The organism is Paraburkholderia sp. JPY465 (genome assembly GCF_050436725.1).
Lineage (GTDB): Bacteria > Pseudomonadota > Gammaproteobacteria > Burkholderiales > Burkholderiaceae > Paraburkholderia > Paraburkholderia youngii.
Genome location: NZ_JBNDMT010000003.1, coordinates 884334 through 900264, shown reverse-complemented (window position 1 = coordinate 900264; position 15931 = coordinate 884334). Strand labels below are relative to the sequence as shown.

The following is a 15931-nucleotide window of genomic DNA, read 5'->3' as shown; positions in this document are numbered from 1 at the left end:
CGACGCGGTCAACGTCAATCAGTTGCAGCAAAGCATGAGCGGCGCGATCAGCGCGGCGAATCGCCATACCGACGACCAGATCCGTTCCGCCCGCCGGGACAGCTATGGGGGCACGGCATCGGCGCTCGCGATGGCAGGTTTGCCGCAAGCGGTCCTGCCCGGACACGGCATGGTCGCGACGGCGGGCGGCACGCACGGCGGTCAATCCGCGCTCGCGATTAACGTGCCGCGGTTGTCGGACACCGGCAAATGGATCTACAAGGCCCAACGCAGCACCGGCTCGCGCGGCCAGTTCGGCGCATCGATCGGCGCGGGGATGCATTGGTGAAATCAGCTCGGGCGATCGAGTTGGGCAAAGCCCGGCCGCCATGCAGAGCTGGTGTCCAGCGTCCGCGTGCGAGCGGCTTGGCTTTACCGCTGCATCGACTCCCACACCTTGTACAGGCGCTTCACCGAAACCGGCATTGGGGTGCGCAGCTCCTGCGCAAACAGCGAGATGCGCAACTCCTCGAGCAGCCAGCGGAATTCCGCAAGCCGCGGATCCATGACGCCGCCGCGCTGCGACACCGCCCGCTGATAGTGCTGCAGCAGCGGCTGGAATTCGGCGAACTGCCGTGCGTCGCGGGTGGCGTCCGCGCGCAGCTTGTCGATACGCAGCGCCATCCCTTTCAGATAACGCGGGAAATGTGCGAGTTGGGCATACGGCGTATCGACGACGAAACGCTTGCCGATCAGCGCATCGAGTTGATTCTGCAGATCGGTGTACGCGGCCGCGAATGGCTTCGCCTGCAGAAGCTTCTTCGTCAGGCTCGCGTACTCGCCGAGGATCTGGCCGACCAGCCGCGAAATTTCCTGCGCGAGCAACGTGAGGCGGCTACGCCCTTCGTCACGTCGGGTATGGAAGCTCGCATCGTCGTCGGGCAGAGGGTCCTGAAGACACGCGCGGTCGAGTGCGGTGTCGATCAGTTGATCGCGCAGTTCTTCCTGCGTGCCGCGCGGCATGAACTGCATGGCCATTTCGCGCAGGCCCGGCAGATTCTTCTCCAGATACTTGATCGGCTCCTTCAACTGCAGCGCGAAAAGCCGACGCAGGCCCGCCCGATGAATCCGCGCGGCCTCTTCCGGCGAATCGAACACCTCGACGTCGCAATGAGTGCCACGGTCCACTAGCGCCGGGTAGCCAAACAACGTCTGGCCACCACGGCGAATTTCGAGCAACTCGGGCAGCTTGCCGAAATTCCACGTGGTCAGGTTTTCGTAGAGCGCGGTGGCTGGTGCGCCATCCGGCGTCGCGGGTTGTGGCGTGGCCGCGCCTTTGCCGCGCGCCGGGCCACTCGCACCCAGATCGGGAGGCCGCCCAGGTGTCGCGACACCGCCGCCGCCCGCATCGGCCAGGGCGGCGCCTGCCGCGCCCGAAACGAGTTTCTGGAAATGCTGCTGCGCCTGACCGCCGAGCTCGGCGCGCAGTTGCGACAGATTGCGCCCCATTGCGAGCTGCCGGCCATGTTCGTCGATGACCTTGAAGTTCATGAACAGATGCGCGGGCAGCGTCTCGAGCTTGAAGTCGGACTGCTTCATCGCGACCTGGGTCTGCTCGCGCACGTCGGCGATCAGCGCCTCGAGCAGGCCCCCTGCTCCGAAGCGCTGGGCGCTGTGCCGTTCGGCGAAGCCCGCCGCGTATTCAGGGAGCGGCACGCAATGCCGACGCAGCTTCTGCGGCAGCGACTTCAGCAGCAACTGCGCCTTTTCTTTCAGCATGCCGGGCACGAGCCACTCACAACGGCGCGCGTCGACCTGGTTCAGCGCATACAGCGGTACCGCGAGCGTTACGCCGTCGCGAGGCGTACCCGGCTCGAAGTGATAGGTCAGCGCCATCTCGATGCCCGCCATCGTCAACCGCTTCGGGAACAGATCCGTCGTGACACCTGCCGCTTCGTGCCGCATCAGATCGTCGCGGGACAAATACAACAGCCGCAGCTTGTCCTCCGCCTGGCCGCTCTTTTTGACTTCGTCGCGATACCAGCGCTCGAACGACGCGCCGGTATAGACGCCATCGGGCAGCGCCTGATCGTAGAACGCGTAGATCAATTCGTCGTCGACCAGCACGTCCTGGCGGCGCGACTTGTGCTCGAGCTGTTCGATATCCGCAAGCAGCTTGCGGTTGTGCGCGAAGAACGCAAGCTTCGTGTCGAACTCCCCTTCGACAAGCGCACCGCGAATAAACAGCTCGCGCGCCCGCGCCGGGTCCTGCTTGCCGAATGCGACGCGCCGCCGGTGATAAATCGGCAGGCCGTACAGCATCGCGCGCTCGAACGCGGACACTTGCGCCGCGCGCTTTTCCCAATGTGGCTCCGACAGCGACTTTTTCAGCAGATGCGCGCCGACCTTCTCGACCCACTCCGGTTCGATTTTCGCGATACAGCGCGCGTAAAGCCGGCTGGTTTCGACGAGCTCGGCAGCCATCACCCACTTGCCCGCTTTCTTCACGAGCGCAGAGCCCGGCCACAAATAGAACTTGATGCCGCGCGCGCCGAGATAGTACGGCTCATCGTCGGCTTTCAGGCCGATGTTGCCGAGCAGGCCAGTCAGCAGCGCAAGATGGATCTGCTCGAACGTAGCCTCCGCTTCGTTCAGGCGCCAGCCGTGCTCGCGCACGACAGTCAGCAGTTGCGAATGGACATCGCGCCACTCGCGCAGCCGCAACTGCGACAGAAAGTTCTTGCGGCACTCGTCCTGCAACTGCCGGTTCGATTTCTTGTGCGCGATCGCTTCGTCGAACCAGTTCCAGATCTTCAGCCACTGCAGGAATTCGGAGCGCTCGTCGGCGAACCGGCGATGCGCCTGGTCGGCCTGCTCCTGCGCCTCGATCGGCCGATCGCGCGGGTCCTGCACCGACAGCGCGCTCGCGATGATCAGCACTTCCTTCAGCGCCTGCTGGTCGCGCGCGGCGAGGATCATGCGGCCGACGCGCGGATCGAGCGGCAGTCGCGCGAGTTCGCGGCCGAGCGGCGTCAGGTGATTGTCGTCGTCGACGGCGCCGAGCTCGTTGAGCAACTGGTAGCCGTCGGAAATCGCTCGGCCCGGAGGCGGCTCGATAAACGGAAACGTTTCGATCGCCGTCAGGTGCAGCGACTTCATGCGCAGAATCACCGAAGCGAGCGAAGAGCGCAGAATTTCCGGATCGGTGAAGCGCGCGCGGCCCTGGAAGTCGCTTTCCTCGTACAGACGAATGCAGATGCCATCGGCAACCCGGCCGCAACGCCCCGCTCGCTGATTTGCGGCGGCTTGAGAAATCGACTCGACCTGCAACTGCTCGACCTTGTTGCGATACGAGTAGCGCTTCACGCGCGCGAGACCCGTGTCGACCACGTAGCGGATGCCGGGTACCGTCAGCGAAGTTTCGGCGACGTTGGTCGCGAGCACGATGCGACGCGCGTTCGACGCGCGGAACACGCGCTCCTGCTCGGCGGCCGAGAGCCGCGCGAACAGCGGCAGAATCTCCGTATGCGGCGGATGATGTTTGCGCAGCGCTTCGGCGGCGTCCCGAATCTCGCGCTCGCCGGGCAGGAACACCAGCACATCGCCATGGCCCTCGCGGCACAGTTCGTCGACGGCCTCGACGATCGCCTCCATCAGATCGCGATCGGTCTCACGCTGCGTCTTCGGGCGCTCGCGGCCAGACGACGCCACACCCGTAGTCCCTTGCGCCGCCTTGACCGCCGGGCTGTCCTCGACCACCGGTCGGTAACGCACCTCGACCGGATAAAGCCGTCCGCTCACTTCGATCACCGGTGCGGGCTTATCGTCGCTGCCGAAGTGGCGCGCGAAACGGTCGGCGTCGATCGTCGCCGAGGTCACGATCAGCTTCAGGTCGGGACGCTTCGGAAGAATCTCCTTCAGGTAGCCGAGCAGAAAATCGATGTTCAGGCTGCGCTCGTGCGCTTCGTCGATGATCAGCGTGTCGTAGGCTTTCAGCAGCGGATCGGTCTGCGTTTCGGCAAGCAGAATGCCGTCGGTCATCAGCTTGACCGAAGCGCCTGGCGCGAGGTTGTCGTTGAAGCGCACCTTGTAGCCGACCACTTCACCGAACGGCGTGCCGAGTTCCTCGGCGATACGGCGCCCGGTCGCCGACGCGGCGATCCGGCGCGGCTGCGTATGGCCGATCAGACCATTGCCGCCTGCGCCCAGCCCACGGCCGAGCGTGAGGCAGATTTTCGGCAACTGCGTGGTCTTGCCCGAACCGGTTTCGCCCGACACGATCACGACCTGATTCTGCGCGATCGCCCGCGCAATCTCGTCGCGACGACCGGAGACAGGAAGTGCCTCGGGAAACGTGATCGGTGGAATCGGATTCGGCTCGACAATCCGCGGCGGTCGCGGTTCGCGCGGCGCGCGAGGCTCCTTGCGCGGCTCGCCCGATGGTTTGTCCGGCGAGTGCGTATCGCGCGAACCGTGACGTTGCTCGCCGCGGGTCGACCCGAGTTGCTCATTACGTGGTCCGCGCTCTTGCTGTTCGTTGCGAGGCGCACGATGCTGTTCAACGCGTGGTGTGTCCGAGCGCGCGTCGCGGGCATCGCCACGCTGCCCGCTTTGCTGCGCACCAGCTCGCTCATCGCGAGCCTGCCGGCCATGCGCACCGCGAGGCGCGCTCGAAGGTGTACTGCGGCGCTCGCTTTGCGGCTCGCCCTGTTGCTCGCTTTGCGGCCCACCGCTCTGCTGTTCACGGGTCGCGTTATGAAGCGCGGAACGGAACTGGCCAAGCTGCTCGCTCAACGAAGCGCCACGCTGCTCTCCACGAGCCCCACCGCCCCGCTTCGCACCGGACGCTTCGCCCGCTTCAGCGCGAGATTCACCGCGCCGTTCATCACGCGCCGCGCCTCGCTCGCGAGCGTGCTCTTCGCGATCTTCACGACCTGCACCGCCACCTTGCGGCGACACTTTTTGCGCAGACGCGCCCGCCTCCCGACGCGCGTCACGCGCCTGCTCTGGTCTCGCATCCTGCGCGGGGTGGCGCATCGTGTCACCGGGCTTGGCCGGCTCACCGGCCGACGCCGGTTTCTCGTTCGCCCCAGCGGGACTTTTGGGTACATTCGACATGGGGGCGCATTATAATCCCCGGCATGAATTCCCAAACCGACCTCGTCCCCGCGCCCGCGAGCGTTCCGGCCCCCGCCGACTCGCCGGAAACCCTCGCCCAGCACGCGCAATTCGTCGACTGGATGCGTTCAGTCGCCCCGTATATCCACGCGTTCCGAAACAAGACATTCGTCGTCGGTTTCGGCGGCGAAGTGGTGCATCAGGGGCTGCTGAATGCGCTCGTGTCCGACATCGCGCTGCTGCAGGCAATGGGCATCCAGATCGTTTTGGTGCATGGCTCGCGCCCGCAGGTCGAGGAGCAGATGAGCCTGCACGGCGTCGAATCGGAGTTTTCGCACGGCATGCGCATTACCGACGCGCGCGCGCTCGAGTCCGCGAAGGAAGCGGCCGGCGAAGTGCGTCTCGACATCGAAGCCGCAATCAGCCAGGGTCTGCCGAACACACCCATGGCGCACGCGCACATCAGCGTCGTGTCGGGCAACTTCGTAACGGCGCGCCCGGTCGGCATTCTGGACGGCGTCGACTTCCAGCACACGGGTCTCGTGCGCAAGATCGACGCGGATTCGATCCGACACTCGCTCGCGAGCCGCAAGCTCGTGCTGCTGTCGCCGCTCGGCTTCTCGCCCACCGGCGAAGCGTTCAATCTGTCGATGGAAGACGTGGCCTCGGCCGCGGCCATCGCGTTGCGCGCCGACAAGATCGTCTTCCTGACCGAAACCGCGGGTTTGATGGAAACCTGCGAAAGCGGTACGGAGCTGATCCGCGAACTGTCGCTCGACGACGCCTACAAGCTGCACGAAAGCGGCGAAGTCACCGGCGACGCCGGGTTCTACCTGAAGCATTCGATCCGCGCCTGCCGCGGCGGCGTGCCGCGCGCGCACATCATCCCCTATGCGCTCGACGGCAGCCTGCTGCTCGAACTGTTCCTGCACGATGGCGTCGGCACGATGATCTCGTACGAGAATCTGGAGAGCCTGCGCGAAGCGACGCCCGACGACGTCGGCGGCATTCTCGCGCTGATCGAACCGCTCGAAGCCGACGGCACGCTGGTACGCCGCGGCCGTCACCAGATCGAGCGCGACATCGACCATTTCTCGGTGATCGAGCACGACGGCGTGCTGTTCGGCTGCGCGGCGCTGTATCCGTATTCGCAGGAGCGCATCGGCGAAATGGCGTGCCTGACGGTCGCGCCCGAAGCGCAGGGTACCGGCGACGGCGAGCGTCTGCTGAAGCGGATCGAGCAGCGCGCGCGGGCACGCGGCCTCACGCGCATTTTCGTGCTCACCACGCGCACCGAACATTGGTTCCTGAAACGCGGCTTCGTCAAGGTTACGGTCGACGACCTGCCCGAAGACCGTCGCCGACTCTATAACTGGCAGCGCAAGTCGCTCGTGCTGATGAAACAGCTTTGAGTAACCCGGTGATCGTCCCCACCTGATCCGAACTGGCGTTGGCCCGCGCCACATTGATACAGTAATTATTTTTCATGGGACCGGACTAAGTGCAAAAGCACCGACTCCGGTCGACACAGGAGAAGCACAGCATGACTCGTATGGTTCAATGCGCGAAGCTCGGCAAGGAAGCCGAAGGCCTCGATTTCCCGCCGCTGCCGGGCGAACTCGGCAAGCGGATCTACGAAAGTATCTCGAAGGAAGCCTGGCAGGCCTGGTTGAAGCAGCAGACCATGCTAATCAACGAAAACCGCCTGAACATGGCCGATCCGCGCGCGCGTCAGTATCTGATGAAGCAGACCGAAAAGTTCTTCTTTGGCGAAGGCGCGGATACCGCATCGGGCTACGTGCCGCCGTCGGCCTGAGCTTGCCACGTCGAGAACGACACCAGACACGCGCCGCCCGAGCCGGGCGAACACACGCCAAAAATCCGCGCCGCGAGCGCGGATTTTTTTCGCCCCGATGTTGGCCGCGCCTCGTGTCCGCATGCGCACCATGTCTGCACGTCGAAAGTCACCCCGCGATTGTTCTAAGCGGTCCGTTTTCGAACCTCTTCCGACCCCGCCAGAGCTCCCGCCCCGCAATGGATTGATGCACATCGGCGGCCTTCGCCCGCACCCCCGGTTTGCACGATCCTCTGTCATCGTGCTAACATGTGCCCCGTTTCAGCTGCAATTCACCTTCATTCGTGTTCTTTTCAAGTTGACTCGCCGTGTGCTTTTCGCGCGTGCATCATCCTGAATCGAGCTGTTTTTAAACAAGAAGGCTCGTCGGTCGTTTCCCCGCCTGAAGCGGATAAATTCAACACCGGCCTTTTTCGTTTCAAGCCTTCAGTGGCGCATGGGTCGGCTTCCGCCAGCCCCGCGTCCCTCATGCATCTGCCCCCCTTCCACGGCCACGCAGGTGCAACTGTCAGCACAATCTAGACGAGTGTTTTTTCGCGAACTTATCGCGAGGCACGGGCGTTTGTTTCTTTTCGCCAACTGTTCCGCCGCCGGATAACCAGCGCCGCGGATATCCTCGCCACGCTCACGAAATTGCACTTCCAGCAACCGAGGCGGAACGCATCACGAGTTTCGTCGCAGTCATTGGAGTTTTTAACCTTGACCGCTTCCAGCAACGGCTTCTGGCGACATCACAAACAAGAACAACGCCTTTCCCTCGACGACATCACCGTCGTCGATCACTCCCTCCTGAAACGGGCCGTCGGCGCAATGGCGCTCGGCAACGCGATGGAATGGTTCGATTTCGGCGTGTACAGCTACATCGCGGTGACGCTCGGCAAGGTCTTCTTCCCCTCGTCGAGCCCGTCGGCGCAGCTCATCGCGACCTTCGGCACGTTTGCCGCGGCGTTTCTCGTGCGGCCGATCGGCGGCATGGTGTTCGGGCCGCTCGGTGACCGCATCGGCCGTCAGCGCGTGCTGGCGATGACGATGATCATGATGGCCGCGGGCACCTTCGCGATCGGCCTGATCCCCAACTACGCGACGATCGGCATTCTCGCGCCGGCGCTGTTGCTGCTCGCGCGCCTCGTGCAGGGCTTCTCGACGGGCGGCGAGTACGGCGGCGCCGCGACCTTCATCGCCGAATTCTCGACCGACAAGCGCCGCGGCTTCATGGGCAGCTTCCTCGAGTTCGGCACGCTGATCGGCTATGTGCTCGGCGCAGGCACGGTCGCGCTATTGACGGCGACGCTGTCGACCGACGCGCTGCTGTCCTGGGGCTGGCGCGTGCCGTTCCTGATCGCCGGTCCGCTCGGCCTCGTGGGTCTCTACATCCGTATGAAGCTCGAGGAAACGCCCGCGTTCAAGAAGCAGGCCGAACAGCGTGAAGCCGAGGACCGCGCGGTGCCGAAGCAGTCGTTCCGCCAGTTGCTCGTGCAGCAATGGAAGCCGCTGCTGCTGTGCGTCGGCCTCGTGCTGATCTTCAACGTGACCGACTACATGGCGCTGTCGTATCTGCCGAGCTATCTGTCGGCGACGCTGCACTTCAACGAAACGCACGGCCTGTTCCTCGTGCTGCTGGTGATGATCCTGATGATGCCGCTGACGCTCGCCGCCGGCCGTCTGTCCGACGCGATCGGCCGCAAGCCGGTGATGCTGCTCGGCTGCGTCGGTCTGTTCGCGCTGTCGATCCCGGCGCTGCTGCTGATTCGCATGGGCACGGTGCTGCCGGTGTTCGCCGGCCTGATGATCCTCGGCGTGCTGCTGTCGTGCTTCACCGGCGTGATGCCGTCGGCGCTGCCGGCGCTGTTCCCGACCCGGATCCGCTACGGTGCGCTCGCGATCGGCTTCAATATCTCGGTGTCGCTGTTCGGCGGTACGACGCCGCTCGTGACCGCATGGCTGGTCGACCGCACCGGCAATCTGATGATGCCGGCGTACTACCTGATGGGCGCATCGCTGATCGGCATTGTGTCGGTGCTCGCGCTGCGCGAAACCGCGCGCAAGCCGCTGCCCGGCTCGGGCCCGTGCGTCGCGACGCGCGCCGAAGCGCACGCGGTGCTGCGCGGCGAACGCGAGGCCGAGGAGATGGATGAGCGGTTCGCAGCGGCTGCGACCGCACGTGCCTGATCCGCGCAGCCATCCCTCGCTAGAGTAGTTTCGAAGCGGGCCGGCGATATTCGCCGGCCCGTTTTTTTACGTCAGCAGCGCATCGAACGTGGCGCTGACCTGCGCGCCTTCGACGATCAGTTTGCCCGCGCACACCGGCAGCTTGAAGCGTCGCGGCCCCGCGCTGCCCGGATTGACGTACAGCACGCCGTCGCGCTCGGCGATCGACGGCTTGTGCGAGTGGCCACTCACCACGACGCGAATACCTTCGTCGTACGGCACGCAGCCCAGCTCGGCGATATCGTGCACGACCAGAATCGTCACCTGTTGGACGGTCAGCCGCGCATGCGTCGGTAAAGACGCGGCCCATTCACCGGTATCGTTGTTGCCGCGCACCGCGGTCAGCGGCGCGATCCGCGCGAGCGCGTCGAGCACGTCCGGGTTGCAGATATCGCCCGCGTGAATGATCGCGTCGCAACCGTCGAGATAGTGCAACGCTTCGGGACGCACGAGGTTGTGCGTATCGGAGATGAGCCCGATGCGGGTAGCAGTCGATGGTGGGCGACGTGAAGTCATGCGCAGTCTCGCTCGGTCTGCGGCTGCACCAACCCGCGCGCCGTCGCCTGAGCGCGCGGCTGCCCAGCCAGCATGCGCCGCGTCAAGCCCTGCACGACGACCGACACCACCGCCGCGCACGCAAAGCTGGTCGCCACACCGTACTGCGGCAGCAGCAACGCCGTCACCGCGAAGAACGCCGCGAACGAGCCGCGCCCGACCACCATGCCGCGCATCAGCAGCGCGACGAAGTCCGCGCCATGCGCACGCTGCGCCGATACCGCGAGCACGATCCCGAGCAGCGGAAACACCGACAGCACGCCACTCCACGCCGCGCCCATCGATGCCGAGGCCGTCGTCACCGCGAGCGTCAGCAGTGCGCCCGCGAGCATCCGCACTGCCGGATCCGCGCGCCCGACGCGCGCCGGCGGCACATCACCGGTCGCGCGCGGCAAGCTGCCCTGCGACACCGCGCCGGCCACGCACGCCGCCGCCAGCGCCCACCCGGTCGAGCCGGGCAGCCGCACGATCAGCAGCGCCGCCCCGAGCCAGCCGGCCACCCCCACAACCAGTGCAAGCGGCCAGTCGAAACGCCGGCAGGTCCACCCATAAGCAAGATTGAACGCCTCCAACGCGGCGATCGCCGCAATCGACGCCGCCGACGCCTGCGCCGCGAACGCCGGGCCGCGCTCGAGCGCGAGTAGCAGCATGATCGGTCCCGCGACGACCGGCAGCCCCGCGAGCCATCCCGCGACCGACGGTCCCCAGACGTGCGCGGCCACCGTCAGCGCGGCGAGAAAGGCCGGCACCAGCACGAGCTTCAGCGCGAGCAGCATGCTCAGGCCTCCAGCACGGCTTCGATGCGCCGGTCCGGCACGAACCACCACACCGCCGCGAGCGCGTACAGCGCAGCCGACGCCCACGGTACGACGAACGCGAGTCCGATACCGGTCAGGTAAATGACGACGGAGACCTTACCCTTGAAGTCGCTGCCGAGCGCTTTGGCCAGTGCCGAATCGCGTCCATGCTGAGAAATCAGCGCGCGCGTCAGGATGAAATACGCAATCGCCGACATGAACAGCACGATGCCGTACATCGCGGTCGGCCACGCGGCCAGATGGTTTCGGCCGACCCAGTGCGTGACGACCGGCAGCAGCGAGAGCCAGAACAGCAGATGCAGGTTCGCCCACAGCACCTTGCCGTTGACCGTCTGCACCGCATGGAACACGTGATGGTGATTGTTCCAGTAGATGCCGACGTAAATGAAGCTCAGCACGTAAGCGCAGAACACCGGTACGACCGGGCGCAGCGCCGCGAGATCGTAGCCCTCGGGCACCTTCAGCTCGAGCACCATGATCGTGATGATGATGGCGATTACGCCATCGCTGAAGGCTTCGACGCGTCCCTTGCCCATGCTGCGATGTCCCGAAGATGAATGCGGTGGGGCGCACAGCCCGCCCGCGCATTGCGCGCGGGCCGCGCCGCTGCCGATTATCCGTGATGGTGTGAGGATTTGTCGATGCGCGGAGCCGGCCGCGCGGATGGCTCCGTCCGCCGCGGCTCAAGGGTAGTAGACGGCGAGCCACACGCTTGGCTCGATGTCGCTCGTATATGCGACGCGGTGCCGGCAATGCGCTTCGATCAGCACGTGATCGCCGGGCTTCATCGGATGCGGCTTGGGGTCGCCGTCGAATTCGAGCGCCGCCGCGCCGCTGAGCAGGACGACCCATTCGGCGCGCGGGCTGTCGTACCAGAAGCCGGGCGGACTCGCCTGCCCGGTCGAGACGATCCGCTCGATCGTCACGCCGCCCTGCTCGACGAGCGGGTCGACCTGCTCAGCGGCCATCGTCCCCGACCGCGCGACGGCGTCGAACAGGTTGCCGCTGCTACGTGCGGGTTTGAGCGAGTTCGTCATGGGCGTGTTGCGCCGGCGTCAACGCGGTTCATTGCATCGGTTTGAGTCCATCGAGCAGCGTCGGCACGAGTTCGCTGATGGTCGGATGCACGTGCATCGCGTATTGCAAGGTCGGATATGGCGCGCCCGCCGTCATGATGTCGACGAACGTATGGATCGCCTCGTCGCCCTCGACGCCGTGAATCGCCGCGCCGAGTATCTGTTTGCTGTTCGCATCGACGAGCGCCTTCATGAAGCCGTCGGTTTCGCCACGCTCGCGCGCACGGCCCACGCGCGACATCGGCATCGTCGCGATCAACGCCTGGCGGCCGCTCTTGCGCACCTCCTCCTCCGACATGCCGACACGCGCGAGCGGCGGATCGACGAACACCGCGTACGTCATGATCCGCGTGTCGACGCTGCGCGCGCCGCCGTCGAGCAGGTTCGCCGCGACGATCTGGTAGTCGTCGTAGGAGGTATGCGTGAACGCGCCGCGGCCGTTGACGTCGCCGATCGCCCACACACCCGGCGCGCTGGTGCGCAGCTGGCCGTCGACGATGATCGTGCCGTGCCGGTCGGTCTCGATGCCCGCGGCGTCGAGACCGAGGTCGTCGGTATTCGGCGTGCGGCCGGTCGCGAGCAGCAGGTGCGATGCCTCCATCGCCGGGATGTTCTGCTCGAAGCCGATGCACACGTCATTCGCGCGATGCGGATGCGGCTCGACGCGCGTCGGCTGCACGCCGAAATGAAACTCGACGCCCTCGCGCGCGAGCACCTTCTGCACCGATTCCGCGAAGTCCGCATCCTCGCGGTTGAGCACGCGCTCGCCGCGCACCAGCACGCTGACGCGGCTGCCGAAGCGGCGAAACACCTGCGCGAATTCGAGCGCGATATAACTGCCGCCGACGATCACCAGATGATTCGGCAAAGTGGTCAGTTCGAGCAGCGTCGAGTTGGTGTAGTACGGAATCCGCTGGATGCCTTCGAGCGGCGGCACGACCGCGCGCGTGCCGGTGTTGATGAAGATTTCGAACGCGCTGAGTTCGTCCTGCGGTTGGCCGTCGCGCCCGATGATCGACAGCGTGCGCGCGCCGGTGAAGCGCGCGTGGCCATTGAACACCGTGATGTTTTCCGTGCCGCGCAGCCATTTTTCGACGCCGCTGCGCGACTGTCCGATGATCCGGTCCTTGCGCGCCTTGACGGCCGCCATATCGACGCTGACCGAGCCCACCTGCACGCCCAGGTCCGCCGCATGGCGCGCCACGTGCGCCGCGCGGGCGCTCGCCACATAAGACTTGGTCGGCGTACAGCCGACGTTCACGCAGGTGCCGCCGAAGTCCGCGCGTTCGATCACCGCCGTACGGCGTCCGCTTTGAGCGAGGCGCACGGCGAGCGGTGAGCCGCCTTGTCCCGTACCGATCACGACTGCGTCGAAGTGCTGTGGCATGGCAACTCTCCCGGGGCTGGGTGCAGGTCGTAGCATCTTACGCTTAGTGCCACCGGCTGCCATGCGATGTCGGATCGTGCGGGCGCTTTGGCGACGACCCGTTTTGCCATGCGCCGCGCGAGGCGGCGCCAATCCGTTGGGATTACTGTGAATACGCTGCGGGACTTCTCAGGCGTGGCAATGAACCGCGCAAATCAACTCGCGCGAACGCTGCAAGGCGGCCTGCGCGCCGCGCGCCGCAAACACCCAGCCGACCTGGCCGAGATTGAAGTCTTGCGACACCATCACCTGCATCAAAGCGACCATCGGCAACACGACCGATGGCCGGTAAAGCTGGTTTCTAATCAACTCTGACATCACGACCCCCATTGCGGAGCGCCGCTTCGGCACCGCGCACCAATAACGTTTCGATGGGGGAATTCTAGGGAGCGCGTCGCCGCCGATAAATAGCGGCAACGCGAAGTCACTTGTTCGGCAATCTGAACAATCGCGTCAGGACGCCTTCGCCATGCCGATCAATTGCGCGTCGTACAGCGTGCGCGCATAGGCGCTGGCCCCGACCGGCCGGCTGTACAGGTAGCCCTGCTGCTTGTCGCAATCGATCGCGCGCAGAAACGCCGCCTGCTCGGCGGTCTCGACGCCCTCGGCGGTCACGTTCATGCCGAGCGAGTGCGCCATCGCGACGACCGCCTGCGTGATCGCGATCGAATCGCGATGATCCGGCAGCCCCGCGACGAACGACCGGTCGATCTTCAGGTTATGCAGCGGAAAACGCTTCAGGTACGACAGCGACGAATAACCGGTGCCGAAATCGTCGACCGACACGCGCACGCCCATTGCGCTCAGCGCGCTCAGCATCGGCAGCACGGTGTCGCTATCGCTCATCAGCAGCCGCTCGGTGATTTCCAGTTCGAGCGCGGCCGGTTCGAGCGCGGACTGCGCGAGACAGCGCTCGATGCGCTCGAGCAGCCCGTCGTTGAACTGCCGCGGCGACAGATTCACCGCGACGATCAGATGCGGCGCCAACGTGCGCCGCCACTGCGCGACCTGCTGGCAGGCGTGTTCGAGCACCCAGTCGCCGATCTCGACGATCAGCCCGGCGTCCTCGGCGACCGGAATGAATTCGCCCGGCGACACGTTGCCCAGTTCGCTGTTGTACCAGCGCAGCAGCGCTTCCGCGCCGATCGTGCGACCGCTCTGGCTATCGACGATCGGCTGATACACGAGGCTCAGCTCGTTGGCCGCGAGCGCGCGCCGCAGCGACTGCTCGATCGTGAAGCGCCGCTGCAGATGCCGGTTCAGCTCGGCGGTGAAGAACTGGAAGTTGTTGCGGCCGCGCTGCTTCGCGTGATACATCGCCGAGTCGGCGTTGCGCATCAGCGTCGCGACGTCCTGGCCGTCTTCGGGAAACAGGCTGATGCCGATCGACGCGCCCAGGTAGTACTCGTTGCCCGCCACCGCGAACGGCACCGCGATCATGTCGAGAACACGATGCGCGAGGCCGATCAGCTCGCCGGTATTGCCGCACGCACTGGAGACGATCACGAACTCGTCGCCGCCCACCCGGGCCAGCGTGTCGCTGCGCCCGACGCAGGCCGACAGCCGCTCGGCGACGCTGCACAGCAAGGCGTCGCCGGCTTCGTGACCGGCCGTGTCGTTGACCTTCTTGAAACCGTCGAGATCGACGAACAGCACGGCGACGCTGGCGGGTTCGCCGCCATGCTCGCCGCTGGCGCGCGGCGCGAACAGGTCGCGCATCCGCTCGGTCAGGTAGGCGCGGTTGTAGAGGCCCGTCAGCGAATCGCGCGTGGCGAGGTACTTCAGCTGGCGCTGCGCCTCGCGCACCGGCCCGATGTCGGAAAACGAAATCAGCACGGAATCCGGCTCGCTCTCGCCCAGGCGCAGGATCGGCACGACGTTTTCCGTGATCCACACGACTTCGCCGCTCATCAGCTCGAGGCCGATCGTCACGCCGAGCATCGGCTTGCCGGTCGCGAAGACCTGGGTGACCGGACGGTTGCCGTCGCCGATCGCCGAGCCGTCCTCGCCGAACGCGCGTGTCATCACGGTCTGCATGCTGCGGCCGACGACCTGCGGCGTCACGTGCAGCATGCGCTGCGCGCTCGGATTGCAGGCGAGCACGATGCCGGTGCGCGACTGCACGACGATGCCTTCGCTCAGATGATCGACGACCAGCCGGTGACGCTCCTCGCTGTGCGCGAGGCGCTGCGCCATCGCGTCCTGATGGACCGCGAGCCCGACGCTGCTGCCGATGTCGCGCAGCATCGCCTCTTCCTCTGGGGTCGGACGGCGCGTGGTGCGGTAGTAGACGGCGAACGCGCCGAGCACGATGCCGGCGTCGTTTTCGAAGGGCACGGACCAGCAGGCGCGCAAGCCGTGCGGCAATGCGAAAGCGCGGAAGTTTTCCCACAGCGGATCGGATTCGATGTCGTCGACGATCACCAGACGGCGCTCGAACATCGCCGTGCCGCACGAACCGGCGCGCGGACCGATCGTGGCGCCCTCGATCGCGGCGCTGAACGGGGGCGGCAGCGACGGCGCGCCGCCTACGCGCACATGCAAGCCGTCTGGGTCGAGCAGCAGGATCGAGCAGCACGCGCCGTCGCCGAGCAGCGCCTCGGCGCGACGGCAGACTTCGTCGAGCAGCTCGGGCAGCGGCGTGTTGCGCGTGATCAGCCGCAACACGCTGCGCTCGGATGCGAGCACTTCCTCGGCCCGTTCCGGGCGATAGCGGGCGCCCTCCGGCGCGGCTGTCGTCGTGCCACGTGATGTCGCTTCGCAAATCATAGTTGCGCCCCCCAACCCAACATCGGCAAGTTAGTGTACGCGGCACACCGGGGTTTACGCTAAGCACGGCGTGAAAATCCGCCACGCATCGGTGCGGACGGCTACGGGTGTGGCGTGCAAGCATCGG

13 protein-coding genes are annotated in these 15931 nt (G+C 65.7%); 4 read left to right on the top strand and 9 right to left on the bottom strand.

Annotated elements, in window-relative coordinates; all coding sequences use genetic code 11:
• The first annotated feature begins 34 nt into the window (after positions 1-34).
• A complete protein-coding gene (locus tag QFZ94_RS18755) occupies positions 35-328 on the top strand; it encodes a YadA-like family protein (protein ID WP_429461853.1) in 294 nt (97 codons plus the stop codon).
• Positions 329-411: 83 nt separating this feature from the next.
• On the opposite strand, the gene hrpA is transcribed toward QFZ94_RS18755, so the two are convergent.
• Positions 412-4773: an ATP-dependent RNA helicase HrpA gene (gene hrpA, locus QFZ94_RS18750; protein WP_429458727.1), complete on the bottom strand. Its 4362-nt coding sequence runs from the start codon at positions 4771-4773 to the stop codon at positions 412-414.
• Positions 4770-4910, bottom strand: coding sequence for a hypothetical protein (locus QFZ94_RS18745; RefSeq protein ID WP_429458725.1), 141 nt, complete (start codon positions 4908-4910; stop codon positions 4770-4772). Before QFZ94_RS18745 ends, hrpA begins: the two co-directional genes overlap by 4 nt.
• Positions 4911-5120: 210 nt before the next feature.
• Here QFZ94_RS18745 and argA point away from each other — a divergent pair, with 210 nt between their 5' ends.
• The 3 genes from argA (at position 5121) to proP (ending at position 9121) form a co-directional block, all read left to right on the top strand.
• Entirely contained in the window at positions 5121-6509 is a 1389-nt protein-coding gene (gene argA / locus QFZ94_RS18740) for an amino-acid N-acetyltransferase (RefSeq protein WP_410847873.1), read from the top strand.
• Positions 6510-6640: 131 nt separating this feature from the next.
• Positions 6641-6913 carry an oxidative damage protection protein gene (locus QFZ94_RS18735; protein ID WP_026228676.1) on the top strand — a complete coding sequence of 91 codons (273 nt, stop codon included), beginning with the start codon at positions 6641-6643 and terminating at the stop codon, positions 6911-6913.
• A 738-nt stretch (positions 6914-7651) separates the two neighbouring features.
• Positions 7652-9121 (top strand): glycine betaine/L-proline transporter ProP, encoded by a 1470-nt coding sequence (gene proP / locus QFZ94_RS18730; protein ID WP_429458724.1) that lies wholly within the window; start codon positions 7652-7654, stop codon positions 9119-9121.
• Positions 9122-9187: 66 nt separating this feature from the next.
• Here proP and QFZ94_RS18725 read toward each other — a convergent pair whose 3' ends face one another.
• From QFZ94_RS18725 to QFZ94_RS18695, 7 genes are all read right to left on the bottom strand, one after another.
• On the bottom strand, positions 9188-9676 hold the full coding sequence (locus QFZ94_RS18725; RefSeq protein ID WP_429458723.1) for a metallophosphoesterase family protein: 489 nt from the start codon (positions 9674-9676) through the stop codon (positions 9188-9190).
• Complete coding sequence (locus QFZ94_RS18720; RefSeq protein ID WP_429458722.1) at positions 9673-10491, bottom strand: hypothetical protein; 819 nt, start codon at positions 10489-10491, stop codon at positions 9673-9675. The genes QFZ94_RS18725 and QFZ94_RS18720 overlap by 4 nt, the downstream gene beginning before the upstream one ends.
• A 2-nt stretch (positions 10492-10493) precedes the next feature.
• Positions 10494-11069: a TMEM175 family protein gene (locus QFZ94_RS18715; RefSeq protein WP_368624134.1), complete on the bottom strand. Its 576-nt coding sequence runs from the start codon at positions 11067-11069 to the stop codon at positions 10494-10496.
• Between the two features lie 147 nt (positions 11070-11216).
• The gene (locus QFZ94_RS18710) at positions 11217-11570 is read right to left on the bottom strand and encodes a cupin domain-containing protein (RefSeq protein ID WP_429458721.1); all 354 of its coding nucleotides are present in this window, start codon (positions 11568-11570) and stop codon (positions 11217-11219) included.
• Between the two features lie 28 nt (positions 11571-11598).
• The gene (locus QFZ94_RS18705) at positions 11599-12996 is read right to left on the bottom strand and encodes an FAD-containing oxidoreductase (RefSeq protein ID WP_368587636.1); all 1398 of its coding nucleotides are present in this window, start codon (positions 12994-12996) and stop codon (positions 11599-11601) included.
• A 168-nt stretch (positions 12997-13164) separates the two neighbouring features.
• The gene (locus QFZ94_RS18700) at positions 13165-13353 is read right to left on the bottom strand and encodes a hypothetical protein (RefSeq protein WP_008922008.1); all 189 of its coding nucleotides are present in this window, start codon (positions 13351-13353) and stop codon (positions 13165-13167) included.
• A gap of 135 nt (positions 13354-13488) precedes the next feature.
• Entirely contained in the window at positions 13489-15804 is a 2316-nt protein-coding gene (locus QFZ94_RS18695) for a putative bifunctional diguanylate cyclase/phosphodiesterase (protein WP_429458718.1), read from the bottom strand.
• Positions 15805-15931: the final 127 nt, after the last annotated feature.

What these genes read in the sequence shown, in the direction of transcription:
- QFZ94_RS18705 (WP_368587636.1), bottom strand. Translation starts at nt 12,996, where the DNA reads ATGCCACAGCACTTCGACGCAGTCGTGATCGGTACGGGACAAGGCGGC.
- QFZ94_RS18695 (WP_429458718.1), bottom strand. Translation starts at nt 15,804, where the DNA reads ATGATTTGCGAAGCGACATCACGTGGCACGACGACAGCCGCGCCGGAG.
- QFZ94_RS18700 (WP_008922008.1), bottom strand. Translation starts at nt 13,353, where the DNA reads ATGTCAGAGTTGATTAGAAACCAGCTTTACCGGCCATCGGTCGTGTTG.
- QFZ94_RS18710 (WP_429458721.1), bottom strand. Translation starts at nt 11,570, where the DNA reads ATGACGAACTCGCTCAAACCCGCACGTAGCAGCGGCAACCTGTTCGAC.
- QFZ94_RS18735 (WP_026228676.1), top strand. Translation starts at nt 6,641, where the DNA reads ATGACTCGTATGGTTCAATGCGCGAAGCTCGGCAAGGAAGCCGAAGGC.
- QFZ94_RS18715 (WP_368624134.1), bottom strand. Translation starts at nt 11,069, where the DNA reads ATGGGCAAGGGACGCGTCGAAGCCTTCAGCGATGGCGTAATCGCCATC.
- argA (WP_410847873.1), top strand. Translation starts at nt 5,121, where the DNA reads ATGAATTCCCAAACCGACCTCGTCCCCGCGCCCGCGAGCGTTCCGGCC.
- QFZ94_RS18725 (WP_429458723.1), bottom strand. Translation starts at nt 9,676, where the DNA reads ATGACTTCACGTCGCCCACCATCGACTGCTACCCGCATCGGGCTCATC.
- QFZ94_RS18755 (WP_429461853.1), top strand. Translation starts at nt 35, where the DNA reads ATGAGCGGCGCGATCAGCGCGGCGAATCGCCATACCGACGACCAGATC.
- QFZ94_RS18720 (WP_429458722.1), bottom strand. Translation starts at nt 10,491, where the DNA reads ATGCTGCTCGCGCTGAAGCTCGTGCTGGTGCCGGCCTTTCTCGCCGCG.